The sequence below is a fragment of the Desulfoscipio geothermicus DSM 3669 genome (assembly GCF_900115975.1).
Classification (GTDB): Bacteria; Bacillota; Desulfotomaculia; order Desulfotomaculales; family Desulfallaceae; genus Desulfoscipio; species Desulfoscipio geothermicus.
Genome location: NZ_FOYM01000003.1, coordinates 74,641 through 98,835, shown reverse-complemented (window position 1 = coordinate 98,835; position 24,195 = coordinate 74,641). Strand labels below are relative to the sequence as shown.

Sequence of the window (24,195 nt, the reverse complement as noted above, 5' to 3'; positions counted from 1 at the left end):
CGTTGGGCATGCCGGTAATTGTGGTAAACGGCGTTGGGATAGAACTGGACGAGGACGGCTTTATCATTGATCCGGACTTGTGGAACGCAGATGTGGCCAACGCTTTTGCCGCCTCCGAGGGAATCAGCCAGTTGACTGAAGACCACTGGAAGGTTATCAACTACCTCAGGGATTATTTCAAGCAATACCATATTGCGCCCATGATTCGTAAACTTTGCGAGGAAACGGGCTGTAGTTTGCAGTACATTTACGAATTGTTCCCTTCCGGCCCGGCCAAGGGCGCCTGCAAAATAGCAGGCCTGCCCAAACCAACCGGCTGCGTGTAGTGGTCGCCGGTGGTCTGTGGTCGGTTAGCTATCGGTTAGCTAATAAGATATGCCGTTGTTTGTTATAAAAGATTGGCAACGGGACAATGGTTTTTGGCATTAAGATGTTTGCGTCTTGCTTCAGGCACTGGTTATCCCGGGCGTAGTTGGTCCCGGGAATCCCCGTGCCTGTTGTTTTTCAATATGGGTAAAAAGGCGGATAAATACCGACCACCGACCACCTACGACCAAATTTGAGAGGCTGTGATAAAAAATGAAGCAATATAACAAGCAGGACAGGCAATACAATATTCCCCGCCTGGTGGTGGCCGCGCCGCACGGGCGTTCCGGTAAAACCACCACTGCCATCGGGCTGCTGTCAGCGCTCAAAACAGCCGGCTACCGGGTGCAGCCGTTCAAAAAAGGTCCTGATTTTATTGACCCCAGCTGGATGACCAGGATCACCGGACGCCCCTGCCGTAACCTGGACAGTTTTTTGATGGACCGGGCGGTCATCCGCGCCTCATTTGTGCGCAGCGCCCTCGATGCCGACATTGCAGTGGTGGAGGGGGCCATGGGATTATACGACGGCGTTGACCTGGAAGGCAGCGGCAGCACGGCTGAAATTGCCAAAGCCATCGGGGCGCCGGTAGTGCTGGTGGTGGATACCACCCGGATGACCCGCAGCGTGGCGGCCATGGTTTCGGGCTATATACACTTCGACCCCGAAGTGCGCGTAGCCGGGGTGATTTTAAACAAGGTGGCCCGCCCGCGGCACGAGCAAATGCTCCGGGCGGCCATTGAACGTTACTGCGGTATTCCGGTGCTGGGGGTAATTCCCAAAGGCAAGCAGTTTAATATTCCGGACCGGCACCTGGGACTGGTTCCCGCCGCCGAGGATGACGAACTGGCTGCGGCGGTGGACGCGGCCGGCGGCACGGCCGGCGCATACCTGGACCTGGACGGGATCATCAAGGTGGCGCGGGGGGCGGCGCCGCTGGTACTGGATCAGCCGCCGGCGAACGCGCCGCTGATGCGCGTGCCGGGGTTGGCGGGGCTGCAACCGGAACAGCCCCGCGCCCGGGTGGCGGTATTCCTGGACCGGGCCTTTACGTTCTACTACCCGGAAAACCTGGAAGCCCTGGCGGCCGCCGGGGCGGAACTGGTTCCGGTCAACGCGTTACACGAAGACCGCCTGCCGGATGTGGACGCTGCTTACATTGGCGGCGGTTTCCCGGAGATGTTCGCCGCCGAGCTTGGTGCCAACGGGGACTTGCGCCGTGATTTACGGGAAAAAATTGAGACCGGTCTGCCGGTGTACGCCGAATGCGGCGGGCTCATGTACCTGGGAAGAAGCGTTGCCTGGCACGGGGAAAAATACCCGATGACCGGCGCCCTGCCCTTTGACGTAACCATGCTGGAGAAACCTCAGGGGCACGGGTACATTACTCTGCAGGTGTTGCGCGACAGCCCGTATTTCACCGCGGGAGAGCATGTGCGCGGGCACGAATTTCACCACTCCCGGGTGGAAAACTTGGTCGGGGAAAATATCGGTTTCGCCTTCCGGGTAACCAAAGGGTACGGCATAGACGGTGAGTACGACGGACTGGTTTACAAAAACGTGCTGGCCTGCTACACGCACCTGCACGCGCTGGCCGCACCGGACTGGGCGCAGCGGCTTGTGGCGGCCGGTGAGAAATATAAAGGGGAAAAAAAGGGGACTGGCTCCTTTTTCGCATTTTGAAAAAGGTGCCTGTCCCCTTTTTTTCCCGAAAAATACCGTAAAAGGGGACAGGCACCGATTCACAAAACGAATCGGAGCCAGTCCCCTTTTACGGTGCCTGTCCCCTTTTTTTATTCGTCGGTGGAAGGCTGCCGGCGATTTTTTTTGCGGGTCTCAATATGCATCCCGTAAAAAAACGCCAGCGCACCGCCCACCGCCAGAAAAATTAAAAAAGAGATAGTTTTAATATTCAACATTGACAGCTCCTGAGATAAATTTTAATGACCGGGCCTACTACCCGCTGAATCGCTTTCTTCATTTATCATCTCCGCCACCAGGCGCAGGGTGGCCACCGTATTGGTTACCAGCACCTCGTAAAGCAGCAACGGCAACACATCCTGCATGCTCGGATTTATCTCGCCCGCCGCCACCTTTTGCTGCACTATTTCGCCGGCCCGGTTCAGCGCTTTATTGACCAGCCCGGTAATATCATTTTGCCTCGCTTGGACAAATTTATCCACATCTATCTGCCTGTTCAGGGTACTTCACCCCCTATCCATGCCGGTTTCTGATAGTATTCTGCCCCCAACCTGTAAATCCTTGCCTTCTCGCCAAAATCTTTGATATGGCACATAGGTTTTTATTTTTTTAGGAAAACTAATTTAAAAATTACTCGGGGGGTGTCCTACTTGCCTTATCGAAATATATTAACCAAGTCATTTCCGGTAATTCTGGGTACAATTATTCTTTTTTCCGCTGTCCTGGTGCTGCTGCAAGGCGGCTCTGCCCAGGCCCAACAAAAATTGCTTTACTGGGGCAGTCGGGGCCGGGACGTAAGCGTAGTGCAGCAAAAGTTGAAAGCCTGGGGATATTACAACGGGTTTGTGGACGGCAGCTACGGGTCTGCCACCTACCGGGCCGTGCGTGATTTCCAGAGAAGGAACGGTTTGCGTGTGGACGGTATAGTCGGCCCGAATACGCGGGCGGCGCTGGGCCTGGCCGCGGTAGCGCCGGCCGCTCCTGCCCGTGACCAAAAAACTGTCGCATCCCGGGGTTATGTGAGTACTTCCCGGGATGTGCAACTGCTGGCCCGGGTAATTGAGGGCGAAGCGGCGGACGAGCCCTATTCCGGCAAAGTAGCCGTGGGGGCGGTGATACTGAACAGGGTAAAAAGCGCCGCCTTTCCCAACACCATATCCGGGGTGGTATTCCAGCCGCTGGCCTTTGAATCGGTGGCTAACGGCCAGTATACGCGCCCGCTGACCAAAGAATCCATCCAGGCGGCCAGGCAGGCCATGGCCGGTTGGGATCCCACCGGGGGAGCTACGTTTTTCTGGAACCCGGCTAAACGGGTGAGCCCGTGGATCTGGAGTCGAAATATTGTGGGGCGTATCGGCAGACATGTTTTTGCCCGCTAATGTAAAACGGCCAATTAGGGCCCTGATAAATACAAGGAGGAACAGCGCATGAAAAGATGGATTGCCGGTTTGGCCCTGGCGCTGGTCGCCATATTGGGCGTCGGTTACTGGGGGTATCGGGAATATACCTCAAAGCAGATGTTGCAGACAGCTCTTGGCAACAATTATCAAAGGGCGTTTTACAGCCTTTCCGACCATGTCCAGAATGTGGAGGTGCAGCTGGGCAAGAGCTTGGTTTCATCCGGGCCGGAGCAAAACGAGCAGTTGTTCAACCAGATTTGGCAGCAATCCACCCTGGCCCTGGACAGTTTGTCCCAGTTGCCGGTGGGAGATGCCCTTTTGGGGCGTACCGCCAAATTCATTACCCAGGTGGGGGATTATTCCCGCATGCTGGCCCGGCAAGTTGCCCAGGGTCAACCCGTCACCCGGGAACAATGGGACACAGTCAGCCGGTTGTACAACCAGGCTTCGGACCTGAACAAGGAATTAAGTAAAATACATGCCGAGATAGCCGACGGCAGCTTGAGTTTTTATGAACTGGCAGCAGCCGGGAGTCGCCGGTTGAGCCGGGAAGGCAGGAACCTGGCCGGCGCCAATTTCCAGACCATCGACCAGCAGATGCACGGGTACCCGACCCTGATTTATGACGGCCCTTTCTCCGACCACCTGGAACGGTCCCATGCCCGCGGCGTTACCGGTGATAAAATCACCCCGGCAAAAGCCAAGGCGATCGCCCTGCGGTATTACGACAACCGGGGCGGCGGGAACGTAATCGCCCAGGTCACCGGCGAGGTTAAGGGCAATATTCCCGCCTACCGGGTGGAAATAGTACGCCGCAAAGGAGATTCGGTGGTCGGCGAACCGGCAATAGCGGATATTTCTCAAAAGGGCGGTCATCTGATTTGGACCATTACGCCCCGGGATGTGCCCGGCGCCGACTGGAACTTGGAAAAAGCCAGGGCGCGGGCCGAACAGTACCTGGTTGATCACGGCTATAAAAATATGAAAATCAGCTATTACCAGCGCAACGACAACACCGTCACCTTTAATTTCGCGCTCCTGCAGGACGGGGTGATTATTTATCCCGATCTGGTAAAGGTGACGGTGGCGCTGGATAACGGACAGGTAGTGGGCGTCGATGCCCGGGGATACCTGATGTCCCACCGCAAAAGAATCCTGCCCGAGCCCAAACTGACGGAAGAACAGGCCCGGGCCATGGTCAGCAAGAATCTGGAACTGGAGGGTAAAGGCAGATTGGCCCTCATACCCGTGGCCGTGGAAAAGGAAAGGCTGACCTGGGAGTTCAAGGGGCAACAGGGCGCAGACACTTATCTAGTGTATATCAACGCGCTGGACGGCAATGAAGAAATGGTGCTCAAGCTGATAAAATCAAAAGATGGCGTGCTTACCTTGTAAAACCTTTGGTGCCGGGTGTTGAATTGTTGCCATTTTAGCAAAATAATTCAACACCCGGCACCATTTTGCGTGGGTCACATTGGGGACGGTTCCTGAATGCGACCGGGCACCATTTTGTGGATAAATAGGAAAATATATACCATTACTGAGTTGGGCGGGATGTTGTTGACACTGCCGGTGCCCCGTGCTAAAATAGTTCTAATTTACTGATAAATAAGGCTTTGATGGGGAATAAGGGTACCGCAGGTCACCCAGCGAGCCGGGGATGGTGTGAGCCCGGCGGATGAAAGTGCCCGTGCCGCCCCGGAGCTGCAGGCTGAAATTATATTGGGAATCATGAAGAGTAGGCTGTGCCGGCTTGCCCCCGTTACAGGGCCCCGAGCGGACCGTGCATTTATGTTACGGTCAATTAGGGTGGTACCGCGAGCCAAACCTCGTCCCTTTTTAAGGACGGGGTTTTTTATTATGTTGCTAACATGTTGATAAATATTTGAAAGTGGGTGGGCTGGAATTGATTACTCATATAGTTCTTTTTAAACTCAATGACCGAAGCACTGAAAACATTCAAAAAGCCCATGATGTTTTGTCGGGTATGCAAGGAAAAATTCCATATTTAAGGCATTTGGAAGTCGGGGTTGATGTTTTACGTTCAGAAAGATCTTATGATCTGGCTTTGGTTGCAAAATTTGATTCATTAGAGGATTTGCAAGCTTATCAAATACACCCTGTTCATATGGAAGTATCGCGATACATGACGATGGTCAGGGAATCGTCAGTTGCAGTGGATTTTGATTCTTAGGTTTTCAATTAGACTGAAAAGGCGGTGCATGAATGGACGATACAACCAGGGAGATTCTTGAACTGCTCCAGGAAAATGCCAGGCTTACACCGGAAGAAATAGCCGTCATGCTGGATGTGGACGCGGCTGAAGTGCAGGGCATTATCAAAGAACTGGAAGATAAAAAAGTAATTCTCAGGTACATCGCGCTGGTTAACTGGGAGAAAATGGGCGAAGAGAAGGTGAGCGCCCTGATAGAAGTGCGCATTACCCCGCAGCGGGATGTCGGTTTTGACGCCGTAGCCGAGCGCATCTACCGCTTTCCGGAAGTGCGGAGCATGCGCCTGATGAGCGGCACATATGATCTGGCTGTGTTTTTGGAAGGCAGCAGCATGAAGGAAATATCCAATTTTGTTTCCACCAAGCTCGCCACCATTGAAGGAGTGGTCAGTACCACCACGCACTTTGTCCTGAAAACATATAAGCAGGACGGTGTAATTATGGAAGACGGTGAGGAAGACAGGAGGCTGATGATATCACCATGACGCAAAAAAACTGGTCGGATAGAATCAACCCGGCGGTACGGAGTGTCCCGCCCTCGGGCATCAGAAGATTTTTCGACCTGGTTGCCGAAACCAGGGGCGTGATCTCCCTGGGTGTGGGGGAACCTGATTTCGTGACCCCCTGGCACATCCGGGAGGCCTGTATTTATTCCCTGGAAAAGGGCTATACCATGTATACTTCCAACTGGGGTTTGCTGGAACTGCGGGAGGCCGTGGCGGCCGACCTGGAACGTACTTATAACGTCAAATATAATCCCAAAAATGAGATTCTGATCACCGTGGGGGTCAGCGAGGCGCTGGACCTGGCCATGCGGGCTCTGCTGGTACCCGGGGACGAGGTGCTGATTCCCGAGCCGTCCTATGTATCGTATGCCCCCTGCACCACCCTGGCCGGCGGCGTGCCGGTATTCATGCCCACCAGCATGGAAAACAACTTCCGCATTTCGGCGGACCAGGTGCGGAGCGCCATAACGCCCCGGACTAAGGTTCTATTGCTCTGTTACCCCAACAACCCCACCGGCGCGGTCATGGAGCGGGAAGAACTGGCGAAAATCGCCGAGGTGGCGGTGGAACATGATTTAATTGTTATTTCCGATGAAATTTACGACCGACTGACTTACGTGGGCGAGCATACCTGCCTGGCCTCGCTGCCCGGCATGCAGGAACGCACCGTGCTGCTCAACGGGTTCAGCAAGGCTTACGCCATGACCGGCTGGCGCGTGGGCTACGCCGCCGGCAATCCCGATTTTATCGGCGCTATGACCAAAATTCACCAGTATTCCATGCTGTGCACCCCCATTACCGGGCAAATGGCCGCGCTGGAGGCGCTGAAAAACGGTCAGCCCGGCATGCGGCGCATGGTGGGGCACTATAACCGGCGCCGGCACCTGGTGGTGCAGGCCTTCCGGGACATGGGCGTACCCTGTTTTGAGCCCGGCGGTGCGTTTTATGCCTTCCCGCAGGTTTCCGTAACCGGCCTGGGATCGGAGGAATTTGCCGAGGAACTGCTCAAGCAGGAACAGGTGGCCCTGGTGCCCGGCAATGCCTTCGGGCGGTCCGGTGAGGGCTTTGCGCGGGTTTCCTATGCCGCTTCCCTGGATGACCTCAGCGAGGCGTTCCGGCGTATGGCCCGGTTTGTGCGCCGCTGCGGCGTACGCTCGCGGATCATTTCCGCGCCGGTTAAAATTTCAGACCGGCAAGAAGGAATCTGTCAAACTATATAGAACAATATACCATTATAGTAGTAGAATGTAATGTCGATAATGATATAGCAACAGCAAGGATGTGTGAGAGCGAATGATTTGGGATGCCCGATATGAATGTATGGACAGGGAGGAACTGCGCTCCCTGCAATTGCAAAGGCTCAAGGAAACGGTGACCCGGGTTTACAACCGGGTCCCCTTTTACCGTACAGCCATGGACCAGGCGGGGGTGAAACCCGGCGACATCAATACCCTGGCCGATGTGATCAAACTACCCTTCACAGACAAAACAGCCCTGCGGGACAATTATCCCTACGGGCTGTTTGCCGTGCCCCGGAAGGAAGTGCTGCGGGTGCATGCTTCTTCCGGTACCACCGGCAAGCCCATCGTGGTCGGCTACACCCGGGGCGACCTGGAAACCTGGTCCGAACTGGTGGCCCGTATCGTCTCTATGGCCGGCGTGACCGACGAGGACACGGTGCAGATCACCTTCGGTTACGGCCTCTTCACCGGCGCCTTCGGACTGCACTACGGTCTGGAAAAAGTAGGCGCCACCATTGTGCCCGCTTCGGTGGGCAACACCAAGCGGCAAATCATGTTGATGCAGGATTTCGGCACCACCGCCCTGGTGGGCACGCCTTCTTATTCGCTCCACCTGGCGGAAACGGCCCGGGGCATGGGTGTGGATCCCGCCGGCCTGGGTGTGCGCCTTGGCCTGTTCGGTTCCGAGGCCTGGACCGAGAGCATGCGAGGCGAGCTGGAACGCACCTGGAACATGAAGGCCACGGACAACTACGGCCTGAGCGAGATAATGGGGCCCGGCGTGGCCGGCGAGTGTACCATGGGGCCGGGCATGCATATTAATGAAGACCATTTCCTTGTGGAAGTCATTGACCCCGAGACGGGCGAACAGTTGCCCTGCGGGCGGGAAGGCGAACTGGTCATTACCACGCTGACCAAGGAGGCGCTGCCCATTTTGCGTTACCGCACCAGGGATATTACCGTTCTGACCGAGGAAAAATGCTCCTGCGGCCGCACCCTGGCCCGGATGCGCAAAGTGTGCGGGCGTACGGATGACATGCTGATCATTTCCGGTGTCAATGTATTCCCTTCCCAGATAGAAACCGTATTGATGAATATAAACGGTCTGGCGCCGCACTACCAGATCGTAGTGGACAAAAAGGGCTACCTGGACTTCATGGAGGTGCAGGTGGAACTGACGGATGAAATGTTTACCGGCCATTTCCGGGATCTCAAGGCACTGGAGGAGAAAATCAAGCAAAAAATATTCAGCGTGCTTTCCATAAACTGCAAGGTGCGCCTGCTGGAGCCCCGCTCCCTGGCCCGCAGCGAGGGTAAGGCCAAGCGGGTCATAGACAAGCGGCCGAAGTAGGGATAGACCCCCATGCCGCTAGCGCGTCACCGCGGTAAAAAGGGGACTGGCACCATTTTCGTTCTTTGAAAATGGTGCCTGTACCCTTTTTACCGCGGCATAATCAGAGGGATGAAAATCGTGCAGGTTGCTCCGATACATCACTTGCGGGGGACAACCCGCCCCGCACATTTTTTTTCAATATAGATGAGGCATCCTTAAGAACCGACAACCAAATGGAGGGAAAAATTTTGAAAGAACTGCTAACCGGCAACGCCGCCATTGCCAGAGGCGCTTACGAATATGGCGTTACCCTGGCGGCAGGCTACCCCGGCACCCCAAGCACGGAAATTTTGGAGAACCTTTCCAAATACCGGGATGTTTACTGTGAATGGGCCCCCAACGAAAAAGTGGCCCTGGAGGTGGGCATCGGGGCCGCCATGGCCGGCGCCCGGGCACTGGTCACTATGAAGCACGTGGGCGTCAACGTGGCCGCCGATCCGCTTTTCACTGCCGCCTATACGGGCGTCAACGGCGGTCTGGTGCTGGTTTCCGCCGATGACCCGGGCATGCACAGTTCCCAGAACGAACAGGATAATCGCTACTACGCCAGGTTTGCCAAAGTGGCCATGCTGGAGCCGTCCGACAGCCAGGAAGCCAAGGACATGGTGGGCCTGGGTCTTTCCATCAGCGAAGAATTCGATATCCCCGTAATGCTGCGCATCACCACCCGGGTAGCCCACTCCCAGAGCATGGTGGAACTGGGCGAGCCCGGAAGTCGCGAAATAAAACCTTATTGCAAGGATGTTAAGAAGAACTTAATGGTCCCCGCCTTCGGTCGCCTGCGGCGGGTCAGCCTGGCCGAAAGGATGGACAGGCTGGCGGCGTACAGCGAACAGTCACCGGTCAATTTTGTCATCGAGGGCGACAATAAAGTGGGTGTAATTACCAGCGGCATCAGCTACCAGTTGGTGCGGGAAGTGCTGCCCGGCGCGTCGGTGTTGAAACTGGGCATGACCAACCCGCTGCCGCTTAATATGATTAAAAAGTTCGCCGCCCGGGTGGAGAAATTGTACGTGGTGGAGGAACTGGAACCTTACTTGGAAGAGCAAATCCGCATGCTGGGCATTGAGGTTGTCGGCAAGGAGTTATTCCCGGTGACCGGCGAATTCGATCAGGGACTGGTGCGGCGCAAGTTCGCGGAGGCCGGCGTGCTGCCGGCACAGGCCCGGGAGCAAAACCCGGCCGCCGGGCTGCCCCAGGCGCCGCCCCGCCCGCCGGTGCTGTGCCCGGGGTGCCCGCACCGGGGCGTGTTTTACACGCTGCAGCAGCTTAAATTGACAGTGACCGGGGACATCGGCTGTTACACCCTGGGCGGGCTGCCCCCTCTGGAAGGGATTGATACCTGCGTGTGCATGGGGGCCAGCATCGGCATGGCCCACGGGATAGATAAGGCGGTGCCGGACCTGAAGGGTCGCACCGTGGCCGTGATCGGCGATTCCACCTTCCTGCATTCCGGTATCACCGGCCTATTGAACGCGGTATATAACAACAGCGACATCACCGTCATTATTTTAGATAACCGCACCACCGCCATGACGGGGCACCAGGATCACCCGGCCACGGGCCGGACCCTGATGGGTCGGGAAGCCCCCGAGGTTGACCTGACCATGTTGTGCCGGTCCCTGGGGGTCAAGCGGGTAGAGGTGGTGGACCCCCTGGATATGGCCCGGGTCAAGGAAGTAATCCAGGCCGAGGCGGCTGCGCCGGGTCCGTCGGTAATCATTGCCCGCCGCCCCTGCGCGCTGATTAAACGGGAAGCCAGGTCCGCGGTGACGGTGGACCAGGAAAATTGCAAGGGGTGTAAAATGTGCTTGAAACTGAGCTGCCCGGCCATTTCGGTGGCCGATAAAAAAGCTTCGGTAAACGCCAATTTATGCGTGGGATGCAATTTGTGCGTACAAGTATGCAAAACCGGAGCGATGAAAGGTGGGAGCGCCGATGCTTAAACCGGTGGACATTCTCATGGTGGGAGTCGGCGGCCAGGGCACCATCCTGGCCAGCAAAGTGACGGCGGCAGCCGCCCGGGCAGTGGGCTACGATATCAAAATGTCCGAAATTCACGGCATGGCCCAGCGGGGCGGCAGCGTGGTAACCCAGTTGCGCCTGGGGGAAAAGGTTTATTCGCCGCTGATTTCCGAGGGCGAGGCCGATATCATCCTGGCCTTTGAGCAACTGGAGGCATTGCGCTGGCTGCCCTATCTCAAACCGGGCGGCGCCATAATCATCAACAACCAGCAAATTTACCCGGTGCCCGTGCTGGCGGGCGCTGCCGAATATCCCGCCGGCATCATTGAACAAATTAAAGACCGGGTGGCCGATGTGCAGGTGCTGGATGCCCTCAAGACGGCTGTTGAATGCGGCAACGCCAAAGCGGCCAACGTGGTGCTGCTGGGCGCGCTGGCCAAAAAACTACCCATAGAAGAAACAACCTGGCGGGAGGCCCTGGCGGCCACGGTGCCGCCCCGTTTCCTGGAAGTAAATAACGCCGCCTTCACCGCCGGCTTCAACTTTGGTGCCGGGTGTTGAAAGGTGAAAGTGTTGAAAGTTATAAAATCAATTACGGCCCCGAGAGCGGGTGGACAGTTGCTGAATTGATTCTATAAACTTTTCCCTTAACTGTACAGCCCGGGGAGGCATGTGGTTATTGGACTATTTCTTTAATACTTTGGTTATCGTAGAACGATCTTTGTTAAGGTATTTTGCTACCAAACTGCGCTTTATGCCGGCCTCCCCCACGGCTAACTTTATGAACAGGCCCCTGGCCAGTATGTGTTGGTGACTTTGCTTGTTGCTTTTTAATTCCGGCAAGGTTATACCGGTGCTTTCTGCAACCCACTTTGTAATATATTCAAGACTTATAACGTTTTTTGGTTTGTTTTGGATTCCGGTTTGAACACAATCATTGCATGTTTGCTTTAAATTAGAAGATGGCATTAATTGCCGTTTTTCTTTTTGTGGCAATGTATATTGATAATAAGTATATTGTTGTGGCTCTTCATTGGATAAGTCATGGGTAAAATTAATGAAACTTAAACGGGCTTGATCCGGATTTTGGTTAAAATAACTTAATAGAAAGGCTGTATCCACCAGGTGGTCCCCTTGCCCGGAGTAGCTGTGGTAACTGCTCCATGGGTAGAGATGGACTTTTTTGGTCAGACCGGCCCGGACCGGATTCAAATGAATATATCTTGCCAGTGTCAGCAGGTAAGAATCTTCTTTGCAAATAATGGATTTATAGCGTCCCTGGAATAAATGCCCCACCCTTTCATGCCTGTAATTAAACCATCGCGCATAATTACTGTGTATGCGATGAATTATTTCCGGCAGGGGTGTCTCGCCTGTTTTCAGCAACCAGTGCACGTGGTTGGGCATCAGAACATAGGCGTAAATTGTAACGTTTAGCTCTTTTTTGTAATGACGCCAGAATTCCAGGTATTTAAAATAATCACGGTTGTTCATGAAAATTTTTTGCCTGTTATTCCCCCGGCAGATTACGTGGTATACTGTATCTGGTGCCGAAAGACGAGGAGTTCGTCCCAATCCCTTTTACCTCCGTTCTGTATTGTTTTATCAATGTGCTGTATAATTTACATTATTTTACCACAGGCAAAGTAACTTTCAACAATTTAACTTTCAACACCCGGCACCAAAAGAGGAGGCTGATAGTAAACAATGAGTGGTATAAGCGGTGTTGTGGAGAAAATGCGGGAAGGATTGCGCGGGGCCCTGGCGGACGCGTTGGCGGCGGCGGTGGAGGCGGGGCAACTGCCGCCGGTGGACATGCCCGATTTTGTGGTGGAGGTGCCCCGGGAGCGGGAGCACGGGGATTTTGCCGCCAACCTGGCTATGCTGCTGCCCAAACAGGCCCGGATGGCGCCCCGTAAAATAGCGGAAACGCTGCTGGAAAACCTGCCCCGCGGCTTGCGCTGGCTGGAGCGTGTGGAGGTGGCCGGACCGGGATTTATCAATTTTCACCTGGACCCCCGGTGGGTGCTGGAAGCGGTGCCCCTGGCGGTGCGGCAGCAGGCGGATTACGGCCGGGTGCGGCTGGTGGATGGGAAAAGGGTGCAGGTGGAATTTGTCAGCGCCAACCCCACCGGCTTGCTGCACATGGGTAACGCCCGGGGCGCGGCACTTGGCGACAGCATTGCCGCCATCCTGGATTTTGCCGGTTGGCAGGTGTCCCGCGAATATTACATAAACGACGCCGGCAATCAAATTAAAAACTTCGGCCTTTCCCTGGAAGCCCGTTATTTTCAACTGCTGGGCCGGGAGGGTGAAGTGCCCGAGGGCGGCTATCACGGGCAGGATATTGTGGACACCGTCCGTCATTACATAGAACAGCACGGGGACAAGCTGCTGGACGCCGACCGGCGGGCCCGGCTGGATACTTTGGTGCAGTACGCCCTGGCGGAAAAAATCGGCGGTATTAAAAAGGCCCTGGCTGAGTTCGGGGTGCAGTATGACGTCTGGTTTTCCGAACAATCGCTGCACGACACCGGGAAAGTGGACGAGACTTTGCAGCAGCTGCGGGAGCGGGGCCGGCTTTACGAGCGTGACGGGGCCCTGTGGTTCAAGGCCAGTGATTTCGGCGTGGAAAAAGATGAAGTGGTGGTGCGCAAGAACGGCATTCCCACCTATTTTGCGGCGGATATCGCCTACCACCGGGATAAGTTTGAGCGCGGCTTCGACCGGGTGATCAATATATGGGGCGCCGACCACCACGGCCACGTACCCCGGATGAAGGGCGCCATGGCGGCTCTTGGTTATGATTCGGACGCGCTGGATGTGGTCATCATGCAGCTGGTCAGGTTGTTCCGCGGGGGGGAGATAGTGCGCATGTCCAAGCGCACCGGCCAGTTTGTCACCCTGGAAGAGCTGATGGAAGAGGTGGGCCGGGACGCCGCCCGTTACTTCTTTGTGATGCGCAGCGCCGACAGCCATTTGGATTTTGACCTGGACCTGGCTCGCACCCAGTCCAATGATAACCCGGTATACTACGTGCAGTATGCCCACGCCCGCATTTGCAGCATTTTCCGCCAGTTGGCCGAGCAGGGGCGCCAAATGCCCGACCCCGCCGGCGTAAACCTGGAACTGCTGCGGGAAGAGGCTGAACTGGCCCTGGCCCGCCACCTGGCGGATTTTCCGGAGGAAGTGGCCTTGGCGGCCCGCCAACTGGCTCCGCATCGCATTGCCCGGTACGTGCATGAAGTGGCCGGCCTGCTGCACAGCTTTTATAACGTACACCGGGTGATTACCGAAGACGTAGAATTGAGTAACGCCCGGCTCCTTTTAATGGAAGCTACCCGGGTGGTGCTGCGCAACGCCCTGGGGCTTCTGGGTGTCAGCGCGCCCGATAAAATGTAAGGGGGGTTCCCATGCGCGAAGTGATTATGGCCACCATCGCCGGTTTCGTGGTGGGCCTTATTTTTGCCAGGCTCAAACTGCCCGTTCCCGCCCCGCCCACCCCGGCCGGCGTCATGGGCATTGTGGGGCTTTTTCTGGGCTACATGGCCGCCACCCGCTTTTTCGGCTGGGAATAAGCAGTTTTAGCCATGGGCTTTCGGAAACACTTATTGACATGTCTCTGCAGCGTGTATAGAATAAGTAAGGATTTGACGGAAATTTTGACAACAGGAGGCGCTTTATGGCCAAGTTCATTTTTGTAACCGGGGGTGTGGTGTCGTCCCTTGGCAAGGGCATTACCGCCGCCTCCCTGGGACGTTTGCTGAAGAGTCGGGGGCTGAAAGTGGCCATTCAAAAATTGGATCCGTACATTAACATAGACCCGGGAACAATGAGTCCATACCAGCACGGGGAGGTGTTCGTCACCGAGGACGGGGCGGAAACCGACCTGGACCTGGGCCACTACGAGCGGTTTATCGACGTGGACCTGGGCAAGAGCAGCAATGTAACCACCGGCGGCATATACTGGTCGGTGATCAATAAGGAGCGCCGGGGCGACTACCTGGGTGCCACCGTACAGGTTATCCCCCATATTACCAACGAGATCAAGGAGCGGGTGCACCGCATCGCCCGGGAACTCAAACCCGACGTGGTCATCGCCGAAATAGGGGGCACCGTGGGCGATATTGAATCCTTACCCTTTTTAGAGGCCATTCGCCAGCTAAAAAGCGACCTGGGCCGGGACAATGTGATGTATATTCACGTGACCCTGGTGCCGTACTTGCGGGTGGCCAATGAATTGAAAACCAAACCCACCCAGCACAGCGTCAAGGAATTGCGCAGCATCGGCATCCAGCCCGATGTGCTGGTATGCAGGACCGAAAAGCCGCTTTCCAGGGAGATGGTGGAGAAGCTGGCGCTGTTTTGCGATACCGATCACGACGCCGTGGTGCAGGCAGTGGATGCGTCGCATATCTATGAAGTGCCGCTGATGATGGAAGAAGAGGGCCTGGGCGATCTGGCCGTCAGGCGGCTGGGGCTTGATTGCCCCAAGGCGCCCGACCTTACCGAATGGCGGTGCATGGTGGAGCGCATGAAAAATTTGCACCGCCATACCACCATCGGCCTGGTGGGCAAGTATGTCTCCCTGCCCGACGCTTATCTGAGCGTCGCCGAGGCCTTGCGTCACGCCGGGCTTTTCCACGGTGCGGCGGTGGAAATTCGCTGGATCAATTCCGAGGACCTGGAGGTAAAACCGGTCGAGGATTTCCTGTCCGATGTGGACGGCATCCTGGTGCCGGGCGGTTTCGGGGACCGGGGCATTGAAGGCAAGATCAACGCCATCCGGTTTGCCCGGGAAAGAAAGGTGCCTTACCTGGGGATTTGCCTGGGTATGCAACTGGCGGTGGTGGAATTTGCCCGAAACGTGCTGGGCTGGAATGCGGCCAACAGCTCGGAATTCAACGCCCGGACCCCTTACCCGGTAATCGACCTGCTTCCCGAGCAGAAGGAACTGGACCGGATGGGCGGCACCATGCGCCTGGGGCGCTACGCATGCCGGCTGCTGGAGGGCTCGCTGGCTTACCGGGCTTATGGAGCGGAGATTATCCAGGAAAGACACCGGCACCGTTACGAGTTTAACAATCAATACCGCGCGGAACTGGCCGGTGCGGGCATGGTATTCAGCGGTTCCCTGCCCAACCGTCACCTGGTGGAGATTATTGAATTACCGGATCACCCCTGGTTTGTGGCCACCCAGTTCCACCCGGAATTCAAATCCCGCCCTTACCGGCCTCATCCGCTGTTCCGGGACTTCATCGGGGCCACATTAAAGTGAGTGTTCGAAAAGGAGCACGATAGACACGAGAAGTTCAAGGCGGCGAAGGCTTTGAGGAGCGGAGCGTATATATAATACGTGAGCACCGCAAAAGCCGAGCCAACGCAGAAATTCGAAGTGGATCTCGCGCGGACTTTTCGAACATCTTCTTAAAGTGAAAGACATCGAATGGCGCAGGCAGACAGCTTTGGGAATAACCAAAGCTGTTTTTCATAAGCTTTTGGAAAGGTAGTGAAGCAATATTGAAGCGTAAAATAATAGCGGGCCTGATTATCGGCATAACCGCTGTCTCTTTGCTGGCGGCCGCCGTTCTGGGGCGGGGCGGTAAAATTGATTACGGTAAACCTTCATCCGACAGTGCCATAGGCGTTATCCGCATCAGTGGTATGATTGTCAGCGGGACCGATTCCGGCGGGCTGTTTGCCGCCGTGGCGGGCTCGGAAAGCGTTATGGAGCAATTGCGCAGGGCCGCCCGGGACCCCTCTATAAAAGCGGTGGTGCTGCGCCTGAATACCCCGGGCGGTACAACGGCGGCGTCCCAGGAAATAGCTCTGGAAGTGGACCGCCTGCGCCGGGCGGGCAAAAAAGTGGTGGTCTCCATGGGCGACGTGGCCGCCTCCGGCGGGTACTGGATCGCTTCCCGCTGTGATAAAATAGTCGCGAACCCCGGCAGCATAACGGGCAGCATCGGCGTAATCATGGAAACCCAGGATTTGCAGGGCCTGTATGAAAAGCTGGGGATGGACCCGGTTGTGTTTAAAAGCGGGCCGCACAAAGACATGGGCTCACCGGCCAGGGACATTACTCCGGAAGAACAGCAGATATTCCAGAGCATGGTTAATGATATGTACGAGCAATTTGTGGCCACGGTCTCGGACGGCCGGGACCTGGACCCCGCCCAGGTGAGAAAATTGGCCGACGGGCGCGTTTTTACCGGCAGCCAGGCGCTGGAAAATGGCCTGGTGGATGAATTGGGCAACTTTTATGACGCCCTGGACATTGCGGCGGACTTAGCCGGTATTCGTGGCCGGCCCCGGGTTGTCGAGTTGGCGCCGGAACATTCCCTGTGGGAAGCCGTGAGCCGGATTAAGGTGGGTATGCCGGCGTTTTACCCGGTCGCCCGGCAGCCGTACGACCTGTTAACAAAGTAATATGGGGGTAATGTTTTGGACTACCAGGAAAAAAACGATCTGGAGAACCGGCAAAATGAACCGGTGGATAGCGGAGCTATGCCCGAAGAAACGAAAGAAAAAAATGTATATCCGGCGGAACAAAGGGATAATATCGGTAATAACAACCAGGATAAAAACGGCGTGCTGGATATTGTCTACGGGGTGCTTTTTGACCCGGTATGCACTTTTGCCGGGTTGGCTCAGAGGCCGCCCGTCGGCGCGGCCGTAATTATTTTTGTTGTATTAAACCTGGCGGAGGCCTTAATGGGTCTGCTTACCGCCCCGCGCTATTTCGGGGAAATGCCCATTCCCGGCTTTCCGGGTATGGACGCTTTTACGCACTCGTTACTGCCTTTATTTTCAGCGGGCGGTTTTATTTTCAGCGTGGTCAAATGGTTTGTCATGGCCGGTTTGCTGCACTTGCTGGCTGAATTGCTGGGCGGCAGGGGTGTCGCCCGGGGCGTTTTTGTCGTATACGGGGTGGCCGGGCTGCCCGCCGTGTTCATGATCCCGGTGGATATTATACTGGCGCTTATCCAGGCGGGTTCAGCGGTTTTATTTTTCTCCGGCCTGCTAAGTTTGGGGATATTTATTTGGAGCGTGGTGCTGTTGATCATCGGTGTGCGGGAGGTGCACCGGTTCAGTACGGGCAGGGCGACGCTGGCCGTGCTTATGCCCGGCCTGGCGCTCGTTGTATTATTCATCATCGGAATGATGTTTATTGGCACTACGTTTTCCACTATGCCCCGGCCGATATTGTTTTAAAAAGATTAAATTTGTCAAATAAAAGATTACATTTTTATGCAGGGATTTAATACGCGCCGGCGAAGTTTTGTTCAATAGGCTTGAAATGGGAGGGAATAGCATGCCAGCCAAACTTTATAATCTGCTTGTGGTTGATGATCAAGCCGGCGTACGCAGGTTGATTTGCGAGGCCCTGCTGGATGAAGGCTACCTTGTTGATCAAGCCGCCAGTGGCAAAGAAGCGCTGGAAAAAATTAAACGGAAAGAATTTGATCTTATTCTGCTGGATATAAAGATGCCGAACATGAACGGCCTGGAAACCCTTGATGAAATAAAGAAGATCGACAAAAGCGCTACGGTGGTTATGATGACAGCCTACGGCGAGTTGGAAATTATGGAGGCAGCGGGAAGGAAGGGCGCCGGCGGACATATTTGCAAACCCTTTGACCTGGATGATTTAAGGCGTTTGGTCAGGGATCACCTACCGCAAGACGATCTTGACAAGGCACTGTTAAAGTGAGTGTTCGAAAAGGAGAAATAAGGAAAGGGGACACACCTTCTCTTTTGGGTCATAGCTTTGGGGTCGGAGGAATGTCCCCAATAAGTGTTCAAGGCGGCGAAGGCTTTGAGGAGGAAAAGGATTTGTGATATTGTTGTCGAATTAACATACATATCAGCAAACAAAGTAGGGCAGGGGGATAGCCATGATTATAGTTACTGATACGCTACTGGCCATGCGGTGCCCCGAATGCGGAAAACTTGATTATCATACAATATCACGCTTTGCCTTCAGCGGATGTAAAAATGTAGAAATCAAGTGTTCATGTGGAACCGTGAAACTTAACATAACCACCAAGAACCGTAAAAATTACTGGTTGCAGGTGCCTTGCGTGGTATGTGAAACCAAGCACCTGCGCACTTTCAGCGGGAAAATGCTATGGTCCGGCGAGGTTAACTACCTTTTTTGCCAGGAAACCGGCCTGGAACTGGGGTATATCGGGCCCGGAGAAGAAGTCAGGGTCCTGGCTCTGGCGCACGAAGAAACCATGGAAGCGCTGGCCGACGAACTCGACAGAGAGGATGAATACTTTAATAACTCCGATATCATGTACGAAGTTTTAAATTCTCTGCATGACATTGCCGAGCAGGGGGCTTTATACTGCCAGTGCGGCAACCGGGACGTGGAGGTGGATATTTTCCCCGATCGCCTGGAGTTGCACTGCAAGGACTGCGACAGTGTGAATATTATTTATGCCGAAACAGAAGAAGACCTGCGGGTAATCAAAGAAGTGGAAACCATTGAACTGACCCAAAACGGTTTCGAGTGTCTGGACAGCCTGGCCAATACCACGAAAACGGGCAAAAAAACCAAACGCAGGCGTAAATAATACTGATAAACACCCCTTTCGGGGTGTATAATACTTTTTGTGTAGAATATTCATGAGGAGGCAATCCAATATGAGTCTGGTTCCGGTAAGCACATTACTGCGGGAGGCCAAAGCCGGCGGCTACGCCGTGGGCGCGTTCAACTGCAACAATATGGAAATAGTACAGGCCATTGCTGCCGCAGCGGAGGCGGAAAATGCGCCGGTTATTATGCAGGCCAGCCAGGGGGCCATCAAGTACGCGGGTATTGAATACATTACGGCCATGGCCCGGGTGGCCGCGGAAATGATCAGTGTGCCGGTGGCCCTGCACCTGGACCACGGTACCAGTTTTGCACAGGTGATGCGCTGCATCCGCGCCGGTTTTTCGTCCGTGATGATCGACGGCTCCAAGCACGCCCTGGCAGACAACATCAAACTGACCAAGCAGGTCGTGGCCGCCGCCCGCCCGGTAGGCGTTTCCGTGGAAGCCGAACTGGGTAAAATCGGCGGTACCGAGGATGATATTCACGTCAGCGAGGCCGACGCTTTCTTTACCGATCCCGATGAAGCCCGGGTTTTCGTGCAGGAAACCGAAGTGGATGCACTGGCCGTAGCCATCGGCACCGCCCATGGCCGGTATAAAGGGGAACCAAAACTGGACTTTGCGCGTCTGGAAAAAATAAGCTCCCTGGTGGACATTCCCCTGGTGCTGCACGGTTCATCCGGGGTGCCCGGCGATGCTATCCGGGAAGCTATTCGGCTGGGTGTGTGCAAGGTGAATATCGACACCAATATACGTGAGGCCTTTGTGGATCGCTGCCGGGAAGTTATGACGGCCGATCCCGATGAAATTGACCCGCGCAAGATTCTGGGCCCGGCGCGGGAGGCGGCGGTGGAACTGATTAGGGAAAAAATCAGATTGTTCGGCAGTTCGGGCAAAGCGTAACAGTCGCCGGTCGTCAGTGGTCGGTGGCATAGTAGGGGTCGGTCGTCGGTTGTCAGCCGCCGGCGACCGACCACCGACGACTAAATTGGAGGTGTTCGCTATTAAGATTTTTATTGATTCCGCCAATGTTGATGAAATAAAAGCGGCCAATGAATTGGGTGTAATCAGCGGCGTTACCACCAATCCCTCCCTGATCGCCCGGGAAGGGCGGGATTTCGGGGAAGTGGTACGGGAAATTACCGCCATTATTGACGGTCCCGTCAGCGCGGAGGCTGTCAGTGTCGATGCCGCCCCCATGATTGCCGAGGCCGAAGAACTGGCCGCCATTCACCCCAACATTGTTGTAAAGATCCCCATGACCGGCGAGGGGCTGAAGGCCGTGAAAGCCCTGGCGTCCAAAGGGATTAAAACCAATGTCACCCTGGTATTCTCTGCCAACCAGGCCCTGCTGGCCGCCTTGGCAGGGGCCACCTACGTCAGCCCCTTCGTGGGGAGGTTGGATGATATCGGCCACGACGGCATGGCCCTGATCGGGGAAATCGTGCAGATTTTCGATATCCACGGCCTGGATACGCAAATTATATCCGCCAGTATCAGGCATCCCCTGCATGTGACCCAATCGGCCCTGGCCGGCGCACATATCGCTACCGTTCCTTATAAAGTGTTGAATCAAATGCTGAAGCATCCTTTGACAGACCTGGGAATTGAGAAGTTTTTGGCGGACTGGGCCAAAGTGCCCAAAAAATAAGGAGGAAAAATTTTTTGGCTGGAATAATCGGGCGCCTCAAAGAATATTACAGCAAGGTCATGAACTTACCGGATGCGCCCACCAAGATAGCCCGGGGCGCGGCCCTTGGTTTTGCACTGGACTTTTTGCCCATCCCCCTCATCAGCATTCCCATTGCTTATGTGCTGGCCCGGGTGGTTGGCGGAAACGGTCTGGCCGGTGCTTTGACAGCTGCTTTTTTCAAGTGGGCCGTGCCGTTTTTCTATGTGCTGAACATGTTTACGGGCAGCTTGGTAATTGGTTTGCATATGCCGGAAGAAGTCAAGGCGGTAACGGTAACCGGAACGACGCCGGCTGACTGGGTGGAGAAACTGGCTCACCTGGGCTATCCTTTTTTGGCCGGTTCGTTCATTAATTCTTGCATAGCCGGGCTCGTTATATATTTTGTGGTGCGGCGGCTGCTCATGATCAGGCAGGGGCGCAAGGGGATTGTAAATGCGCAAAAGTGTGAATAATGGTAATATAAGGGGGAATGCCGTTGAACTATAATGAACTGGATAACAAAACCCTGGCGGAACTTTATGCGCTGGCCAAGGAACTGGATATGACGGGATATTCCCGCCTGCGCAAAAAGGAATTGATCGCAGAGATTATCCGGGCCCAGATGGAGAAAAGCGGGCACCAGTATTCCAGCGGGGTGCTGGAAATACTCCCGGACGGGTACGGTTTCTTGCGGCCGGTGCACTTTTTACCCAGCTATGACGACATCTACGTTTCTGCTTCGCAAATCAGGCGCTTTGACCTGCGCACCGGGGACCTGGTCGCCGGACATGTGCGGGGCCCCAAAGACAGCGAACGTTATTCCGCGCTGCTGCGCGTGGAACAGGTTAATGATGTTAACCCCGATGAAGCCGCCAAAAGACTTCATTTTGCAGGATTAACCCCTCTATTTCCCCAAGAGCGAATCACCCTCGAAACAGGGCAGGATAAACTTTCCACCCGGGTAATTGACTTGATTGCTCCCATAGGCAAAGGACAGCGGGGATTGATCGTATCTCCGCCTAAAGCGGGTAAGACCGTACTTCTGAAAGCCATAGCCAACAGCATTACCAACAATCATCCCGAGATAAGTCTGATTGTGCTGCTCATTGACGAGCGTCCCGAGGAGGTTACCGACATGGAACGGTCGGTGCATGGCGATGTAATCAGTTCCACCTTTGATGAGCCCCCGGAACGTCATGTGCGAGTGGCTGACCTGGTGCTGGAGCGGGCCAAGCGTCTGGTGGAGCACGGTCGGGACGTGGTAATTTTACTGGACAGCATCACCCGTTTGGCCCGGGCGCACAACCTGGTGGTGCCGCCCAGCGGGCGTACCTTGAGCGGGGGCGTCGACCCCGCATCCCTGCACAAACCCAAGCGCTTTTTCGGTGCCGCCCGCAACCTGGAGGAAGGCGGTTCTCTGACCATACTGGCCACCGCGCTGGTGGAGACGGGCAGTCGGATGGACGATGTCATCTTCGAGGAATTCAAAGGGACGGGGAATATGGAGTTGATCCTGGATCGCCGCCTGGCTGAGCGCCGGATTTTCCCGGCCATTGACGTGCTGCGTTCGGGCACCAGGCGGGAGGACCTGCTGCTCAGCAAGGACGAACTGGAATTGAACTGGTATTTTCGCAAAGCTACCGCCGGCATGACATCGGCCGAAGCGCTGGAATACATTGCCGAGCGGTTGAAGAAAACCAGGTCCAACGCCGACATGCTGCGGGCCTTCCGCAATATTCGCCGGGGCAACGGGCAACAGGCGGGAAACCGGACCGGAACGGAATCTTCTTAACCAAGTGACAGGCAAAAAAGGGGACAGGCACCATTTTCGCTTTTTGAAAATGGTGCCTGTCCCCTTTTTTACTGTCCCCCTTTTATTCTTGTTAAGATGCTGCGCCTGGCTTATACGACGCCGGCTCCCTTGGAAAATCACGGGAAAAGATCGCGGAGAACAGATAAGTATGTATAATACGGCTTAATATGGTAAATAATTAAATATGGAGTAATTTGTTATACAGGCAGGAGAGAGTAACCATGCATATTTGGCGGAGACAAAAAAAATCAGTATTAATGTTTAAAGCAGGCGTTTGTTTGGCGGCATTGCTTGTGGCCGGTTGGCTGGCCATGCCGCTCCGGCCTGCCCAGGCCAGGTTGGATGAGCTGATTCGCACTGACGCGCCTTACCAGTTGCCGCCGGAAATGTCATTAAAAGAAAAAAGTGTTCCGGTGGCGGCGGCGACCCCCCGGGTCTACATAGTGCGGGATGGGGATACATTAAGTGAAATAGCCGTACGGCACCGTGTCGATGTGCAGACATTGGCGGAAATGAACCACTTGCATGACCACGACCGGATCGTCAAGGGACAGGCGCTGATGCTGCCCGGTACCGCAATCCCCTACACCGTACGCCGGGGGGAGACGCTTAGCGTCATTGCCTGCCGCTTCGGGGTTTCCGAGCGGGAACTGACGGAAACCAACAATATTGACGACCCTGATCGCTTGCTGGCCGGGCAGCGGTTGATGGTTCCGGCCGGGCAGGGCGGCGGTGAAACGCCGATCTCCCGGGCCCTGCCGTTGAAACAACTTGGCTGGCCCGTGGTGGGCTGGATCAGTTCCGTCTATGGGATGCGGGACGGCGCCATGCACGAGGGTATTGACATAGCGGCCGACTACGGACAAAAAGTCCGGGCTGTAAAAGACGGGCGGGTGGTGTTCGCCGGACCACGGGGCACTTACGGTATCACGGTGATCATCGATCACGGCGGCGGCCTGCGCACCCTTTACGCACACAACTCGCGCGTGCTGGTGTGCGAAGGCCAGCGGGTGCGGGCGGGGCAGCCCATTGCCAGGGTGGGCAGCACCGGGCGCTCCACCGGGCCGCACCTGCACCTGGAAGTGCTGCTCAACGGCATACCGGTGGATCCGATGCTCTGCCTAAATCGTACGTATGCTTAACACCTAACACCAGTGCCGGGTGTTAAAATGTTGGCAAAAAGGGGACAGGCTACTTTTTCGTTTTTTGAAAAAGTTGCCTGTCCCCTTTTTGCCCTGGCAACTTTCAACACCTCAACCTTTCAACACCCGGCACCGGGGTGATAAAATAAAATCCGGGAA

General features: G+C 55.4%; 26 protein-coding genes, 1 pseudogene and 1 other annotated feature. Of the genes and pseudogenes, 23 read left to right on the top strand and 4 right to left on the bottom strand.

The genetic code is table 11. From position 1 onward, the window contains the following. Window positions 1-8: 8 nt before the first annotated feature. Window positions 9-326: a TusE/DsrC/DsvC family sulfur relay protein gene (locus tag BM299_RS02800; protein WP_092481944.1), complete on the top strand. Its 318-nt coding sequence runs from the start codon at window positions 9-11 to the stop codon at window positions 324-326. Between the two features lie 253 nt (window positions 327-579). Then, on the top strand, window positions 580-2,049 hold the full coding sequence (locus BM299_RS02795) for a cobyrinic acid a,c-diamide synthase CobB (protein WP_092481943.1): 1,470 nt from the start codon (window positions 580-582) through the stop codon (window positions 2,047-2,049). Window positions 2,050-2,159: 110 nt separating this feature from the next. Here the strand turns inward: BM299_RS02795 and BM299_RS20155 are convergent, their stop codons facing one another. Together BM299_RS20155 and BM299_RS02790 are read right to left on the bottom strand one after the other, a co-directional pair. After that, window positions 2,160-2,285: a hypothetical protein gene (locus tag BM299_RS20155; RefSeq protein ID WP_281246349.1), complete on the bottom strand. Its 126-nt coding sequence runs from the start codon at window positions 2,283-2,285 to the stop codon at window positions 2,160-2,162. 21 nt (window positions 2,286-2,306) lie between these two features. Further along, window positions 2,307-2,549, bottom strand: coding sequence for a hypothetical protein (locus tag BM299_RS02790; RefSeq protein WP_245779619.1), 243 nt, complete (start codon window positions 2,547-2,549; stop codon window positions 2,307-2,309). A gap of 168 nt (window positions 2,550-2,717) precedes the next feature. Here BM299_RS02790 and sleB point away from each other — a divergent pair, with 168 nt between their 5' ends. The 8 genes from sleB to BM299_RS02750 all read left to right on the top strand — a co-directional run bounded on the left by sleB (window position 2,718) and on the right by BM299_RS02750 (window position 11,366). Further along, entirely contained in the window at window positions 2,718-3,446 is a 729-nt protein-coding gene (gene sleB / locus BM299_RS02785; protein ID WP_092481941.1) for a spore cortex-lytic enzyme, read from the top strand. Window positions 3,447-3,494: 48 nt separating this feature from the next. Continuing rightward, on the top strand, window positions 3,495-4,862 hold the full coding sequence (gene ypeB / locus BM299_RS02780) for a germination protein YpeB (protein ID WP_092481940.1): 1,368 nt from the start codon (window positions 3,495-3,497) through the stop codon (window positions 4,860-4,862). 212 nt (window positions 4,863-5,074) lie between these two features. Further along, window positions 5,075-5,307: a binding site (T-box leader), on the top strand. A gap of 66 nt (window positions 5,308-5,373) precedes the next feature. After that, window positions 5,374-5,661 (top strand): Dabb family protein, encoded by a 288-nt coding sequence (locus tag BM299_RS02775; RefSeq protein ID WP_092481939.1) that lies wholly within the window; start codon window positions 5,374-5,376, stop codon window positions 5,659-5,661. 32 nt (window positions 5,662-5,693) lie between these two features. Continuing rightward, window positions 5,694-6,185 carry an Lrp/AsnC family transcriptional regulator gene (locus BM299_RS02770; protein ID WP_092481938.1) on the top strand — a complete coding sequence of 164 codons (492 nt, stop codon included), beginning with the start codon at window positions 5,694-5,696 and terminating at the stop codon, window positions 6,183-6,185. Continuing rightward, window positions 6,182-7,426, top strand: a complete 1,245-nt coding sequence (locus tag BM299_RS02765) for an aminotransferase class I/II-fold pyridoxal phosphate-dependent enzyme (protein ID WP_092481937.1) — start codon at window positions 6,182-6,184, stop codon at window positions 7,424-7,426. The genes BM299_RS02770 and BM299_RS02765 overlap by 4 nt, the downstream gene beginning before the upstream one ends. 73 nt (window positions 7,427-7,499) lie before the next feature. Then, complete coding sequence (locus tag BM299_RS02760; protein WP_092481936.1) at window positions 7,500-8,798, top strand: phenylacetate--CoA ligase family protein; 1,299 nt, start codon at window positions 7,500-7,502, stop codon at window positions 8,796-8,798. A 230-nt stretch (window positions 8,799-9,028) separates the two neighbouring features. Further along, window positions 9,029-10,786, top strand: a complete 1,758-nt coding sequence (iorA, locus tag BM299_RS02755; protein WP_092482015.1) for an indolepyruvate ferredoxin oxidoreductase subunit alpha — start codon at window positions 9,029-9,031, stop codon at window positions 10,784-10,786. Further along, window positions 10,779-11,366, top strand: a complete 588-nt coding sequence (locus BM299_RS02750; protein ID WP_092481935.1) for an indolepyruvate oxidoreductase subunit beta — start codon at window positions 10,779-10,781, stop codon at window positions 11,364-11,366. The genes iorA and BM299_RS02750 overlap by 8 nt, the downstream gene beginning before the upstream one ends. Before the next feature lie 123 nt (window positions 11,367-11,489). Here the strand turns inward: BM299_RS02750 and BM299_RS19880 are convergent, their stop codons facing one another. Beyond that, window positions 11,490-11,927, bottom strand: coding sequence for a hypothetical protein (locus tag BM299_RS19880; protein WP_245779618.1), 438 nt, complete (start codon window positions 11,925-11,927; stop codon window positions 11,490-11,492). Window positions 11,928-11,939: 12 nt separating this feature from the next. Between BM299_RS19880 and BM299_RS19875 the strand changes: the two genes are divergently transcribed. Further along, window positions 11,940-12,092 (top strand): hypothetical protein, encoded by a 153-nt coding sequence (locus BM299_RS19875; RefSeq protein WP_245779617.1) that lies wholly within the window; start codon window positions 11,940-11,942, stop codon window positions 12,090-12,092. On the opposite strand, the pseudogene BM299_RS20375 reads toward BM299_RS19875, so the two are convergent. Further along, window positions 12,024-12,380, bottom strand: a pseudogene (locus BM299_RS20375) (transposase); the annotation flags it as partial. The gene BM299_RS19875 and the pseudogene BM299_RS20375 overlap by 69 nt on opposite strands. A gap of 132 nt (window positions 12,381-12,512) precedes the next feature. Between BM299_RS20375 and argS the strand changes: the two are divergent. The 12 genes from argS to BM299_RS02685 all read left to right on the top strand — a co-directional run bounded on the left by argS (window position 12,513) and on the right by BM299_RS02685 (window position 24,036). Then, the gene (argS, locus tag BM299_RS02740; protein ID WP_207545104.1) at window positions 12,513-14,207 is read left to right on the top strand and encodes an arginine--tRNA ligase; all 1,695 of its coding nucleotides are present in this window, start codon (window positions 12,513-12,515) and stop codon (window positions 14,205-14,207) included. Window positions 14,208-14,218: 11 nt separating this feature from the next. Then, on the top strand, window positions 14,219-14,383 hold the full coding sequence (locus tag BM299_RS02735) for a XapX domain-containing protein (protein ID WP_092481933.1): 165 nt from the start codon (window positions 14,219-14,221) through the stop codon (window positions 14,381-14,383). Window positions 14,384-14,487: 104 nt separating this feature from the next. After that, a complete protein-coding gene (locus BM299_RS02730) occupies window positions 14,488-16,083 on the top strand; it encodes a CTP synthase (RefSeq protein ID WP_092481932.1) in 1,596 nt (531 codons plus the stop codon). A gap of 242 nt (window positions 16,084-16,325) precedes the next feature. After that, a complete protein-coding gene (gene sppA / locus BM299_RS02725; protein WP_245779616.1) occupies window positions 16,326-17,234 on the top strand; it encodes a signal peptide peptidase SppA in 909 nt (302 codons plus the stop codon). Window positions 17,235-17,249: 15 nt separating this feature from the next. Continuing rightward, the gene (locus BM299_RS02720; RefSeq protein WP_092481930.1) at window positions 17,250-18,020 is read left to right on the top strand and encodes a Yip1 family protein; all 771 of its coding nucleotides are present in this window, start codon (window positions 17,250-17,252) and stop codon (window positions 18,018-18,020) included. 100 nt (window positions 18,021-18,120) lie between these two features. Beyond that, on the top strand, window positions 18,121-18,519 hold the full coding sequence (locus BM299_RS02715) for a response regulator (protein ID WP_092481929.1): 399 nt from the start codon (window positions 18,121-18,123) through the stop codon (window positions 18,517-18,519). Window positions 18,520-18,703: 184 nt separating this feature from the next. Beyond that, window positions 18,704-19,387: a hypothetical protein gene (locus BM299_RS02710; protein WP_092481928.1), complete on the top strand. Its 684-nt coding sequence runs from the start codon at window positions 18,704-18,706 to the stop codon at window positions 19,385-19,387. 70 nt (window positions 19,388-19,457) lie between these two features. Beyond that, a complete protein-coding gene (locus BM299_RS02705; protein WP_092481927.1) occupies window positions 19,458-20,312 on the top strand; it encodes a class II fructose-1,6-bisphosphate aldolase in 855 nt (284 codons plus the stop codon). Window positions 20,313-20,412: 100 nt separating this feature from the next. Continuing rightward, window positions 20,413-21,060 carry a fructose-6-phosphate aldolase gene (fsa, locus tag BM299_RS02700; protein ID WP_092482013.1) on the top strand — a complete coding sequence of 216 codons (648 nt, stop codon included), beginning with the start codon at window positions 20,413-20,415 and terminating at the stop codon, window positions 21,058-21,060. 14 nt (window positions 21,061-21,074) lie between these two features. After that, window positions 21,075-21,554 (top strand): DUF2062 domain-containing protein, encoded by a 480-nt coding sequence (locus tag BM299_RS02695; protein WP_245779615.1) that lies wholly within the window; start codon window positions 21,075-21,077, stop codon window positions 21,552-21,554. A gap of 17 nt (window positions 21,555-21,571) precedes the next feature. Beyond that, window positions 21,572-22,873: a transcription termination factor Rho gene (rho, locus tag BM299_RS02690; RefSeq protein WP_092481926.1), complete on the top strand. Its 1,302-nt coding sequence runs from the start codon at window positions 21,572-21,574 to the stop codon at window positions 22,871-22,873. A 299-nt stretch (window positions 22,874-23,172) separates the two neighbouring features. Continuing rightward, window positions 23,173-24,036, top strand: a complete 864-nt coding sequence (locus BM299_RS02685) for a peptidoglycan DD-metalloendopeptidase family protein (RefSeq protein WP_207545102.1) — start codon at window positions 23,173-23,175, stop codon at window positions 24,034-24,036. The last annotated feature ends 159 nt before the right edge of the window (window positions 24,037-24,195 follow it).

What these genes read in the sequence shown, in the direction of transcription:
- BM299_RS02800 (WP_092481944.1), top strand. Translation starts at nt 9, where the DNA reads ATGCCGGTAATTGTGGTAAACGGCGTTGGGATAGAACTGGACGAGGAC.
- BM299_RS02795 (WP_092481943.1), top strand. Translation starts at nt 580, where the DNA reads ATGAAGCAATATAACAAGCAGGACAGGCAATACAATATTCCCCGCCTG.
- BM299_RS20155 (WP_281246349.1), bottom strand. Translation starts at nt 2,285, where the DNA reads ATGTTGAATATTAAAACTATCTCTTTTTTAATTTTTCTGGCGGTGGGC.
- ypeB (WP_092481940.1), top strand. Translation starts at nt 3,495, where the DNA reads ATGAAAAGATGGATTGCCGGTTTGGCCCTGGCGCTGGTCGCCATATTG.
- BM299_RS02770 (WP_092481938.1), top strand. Translation starts at nt 5,694, where the DNA reads ATGGACGATACAACCAGGGAGATTCTTGAACTGCTCCAGGAAAATGCC.
- BM299_RS02765 (WP_092481937.1), top strand. Translation starts at nt 6,182, where the DNA reads ATGACGCAAAAAAACTGGTCGGATAGAATCAACCCGGCGGTACGGAGT.
- BM299_RS02760 (WP_092481936.1), top strand. Translation starts at nt 7,500, where the DNA reads ATGATTTGGGATGCCCGATATGAATGTATGGACAGGGAGGAACTGCGC.
- BM299_RS02750 (WP_092481935.1), top strand. Translation starts at nt 10,779, where the DNA reads ATGCTTAAACCGGTGGACATTCTCATGGTGGGAGTCGGCGGCCAGGGC.
- argS (WP_207545104.1), top strand. Translation starts at nt 12,513, where the DNA reads ATGAGTGGTATAAGCGGTGTTGTGGAGAAAATGCGGGAAGGATTGCGC.
- BM299_RS02735 (WP_092481933.1), top strand. Translation starts at nt 14,219, where the DNA reads ATGCGCGAAGTGATTATGGCCACCATCGCCGGTTTCGTGGTGGGCCTT.
- BM299_RS02730 (WP_092481932.1), top strand. Translation starts at nt 14,488, where the DNA reads ATGGCCAAGTTCATTTTTGTAACCGGGGGTGTGGTGTCGTCCCTTGGC.
- BM299_RS02715 (WP_092481929.1), top strand. Translation starts at nt 18,121, where the DNA reads ATGCCAGCCAAACTTTATAATCTGCTTGTGGTTGATGATCAAGCCGGC.
- BM299_RS02710 (WP_092481928.1), top strand. Translation starts at nt 18,704, where the DNA reads ATGATTATAGTTACTGATACGCTACTGGCCATGCGGTGCCCCGAATGC.
- BM299_RS02705 (WP_092481927.1), top strand. Translation starts at nt 19,458, where the DNA reads ATGAGTCTGGTTCCGGTAAGCACATTACTGCGGGAGGCCAAAGCCGGC.
- rho (WP_092481926.1), top strand. Translation starts at nt 21,572, where the DNA reads ATGCCGTTGAACTATAATGAACTGGATAACAAAACCCTGGCGGAACTT.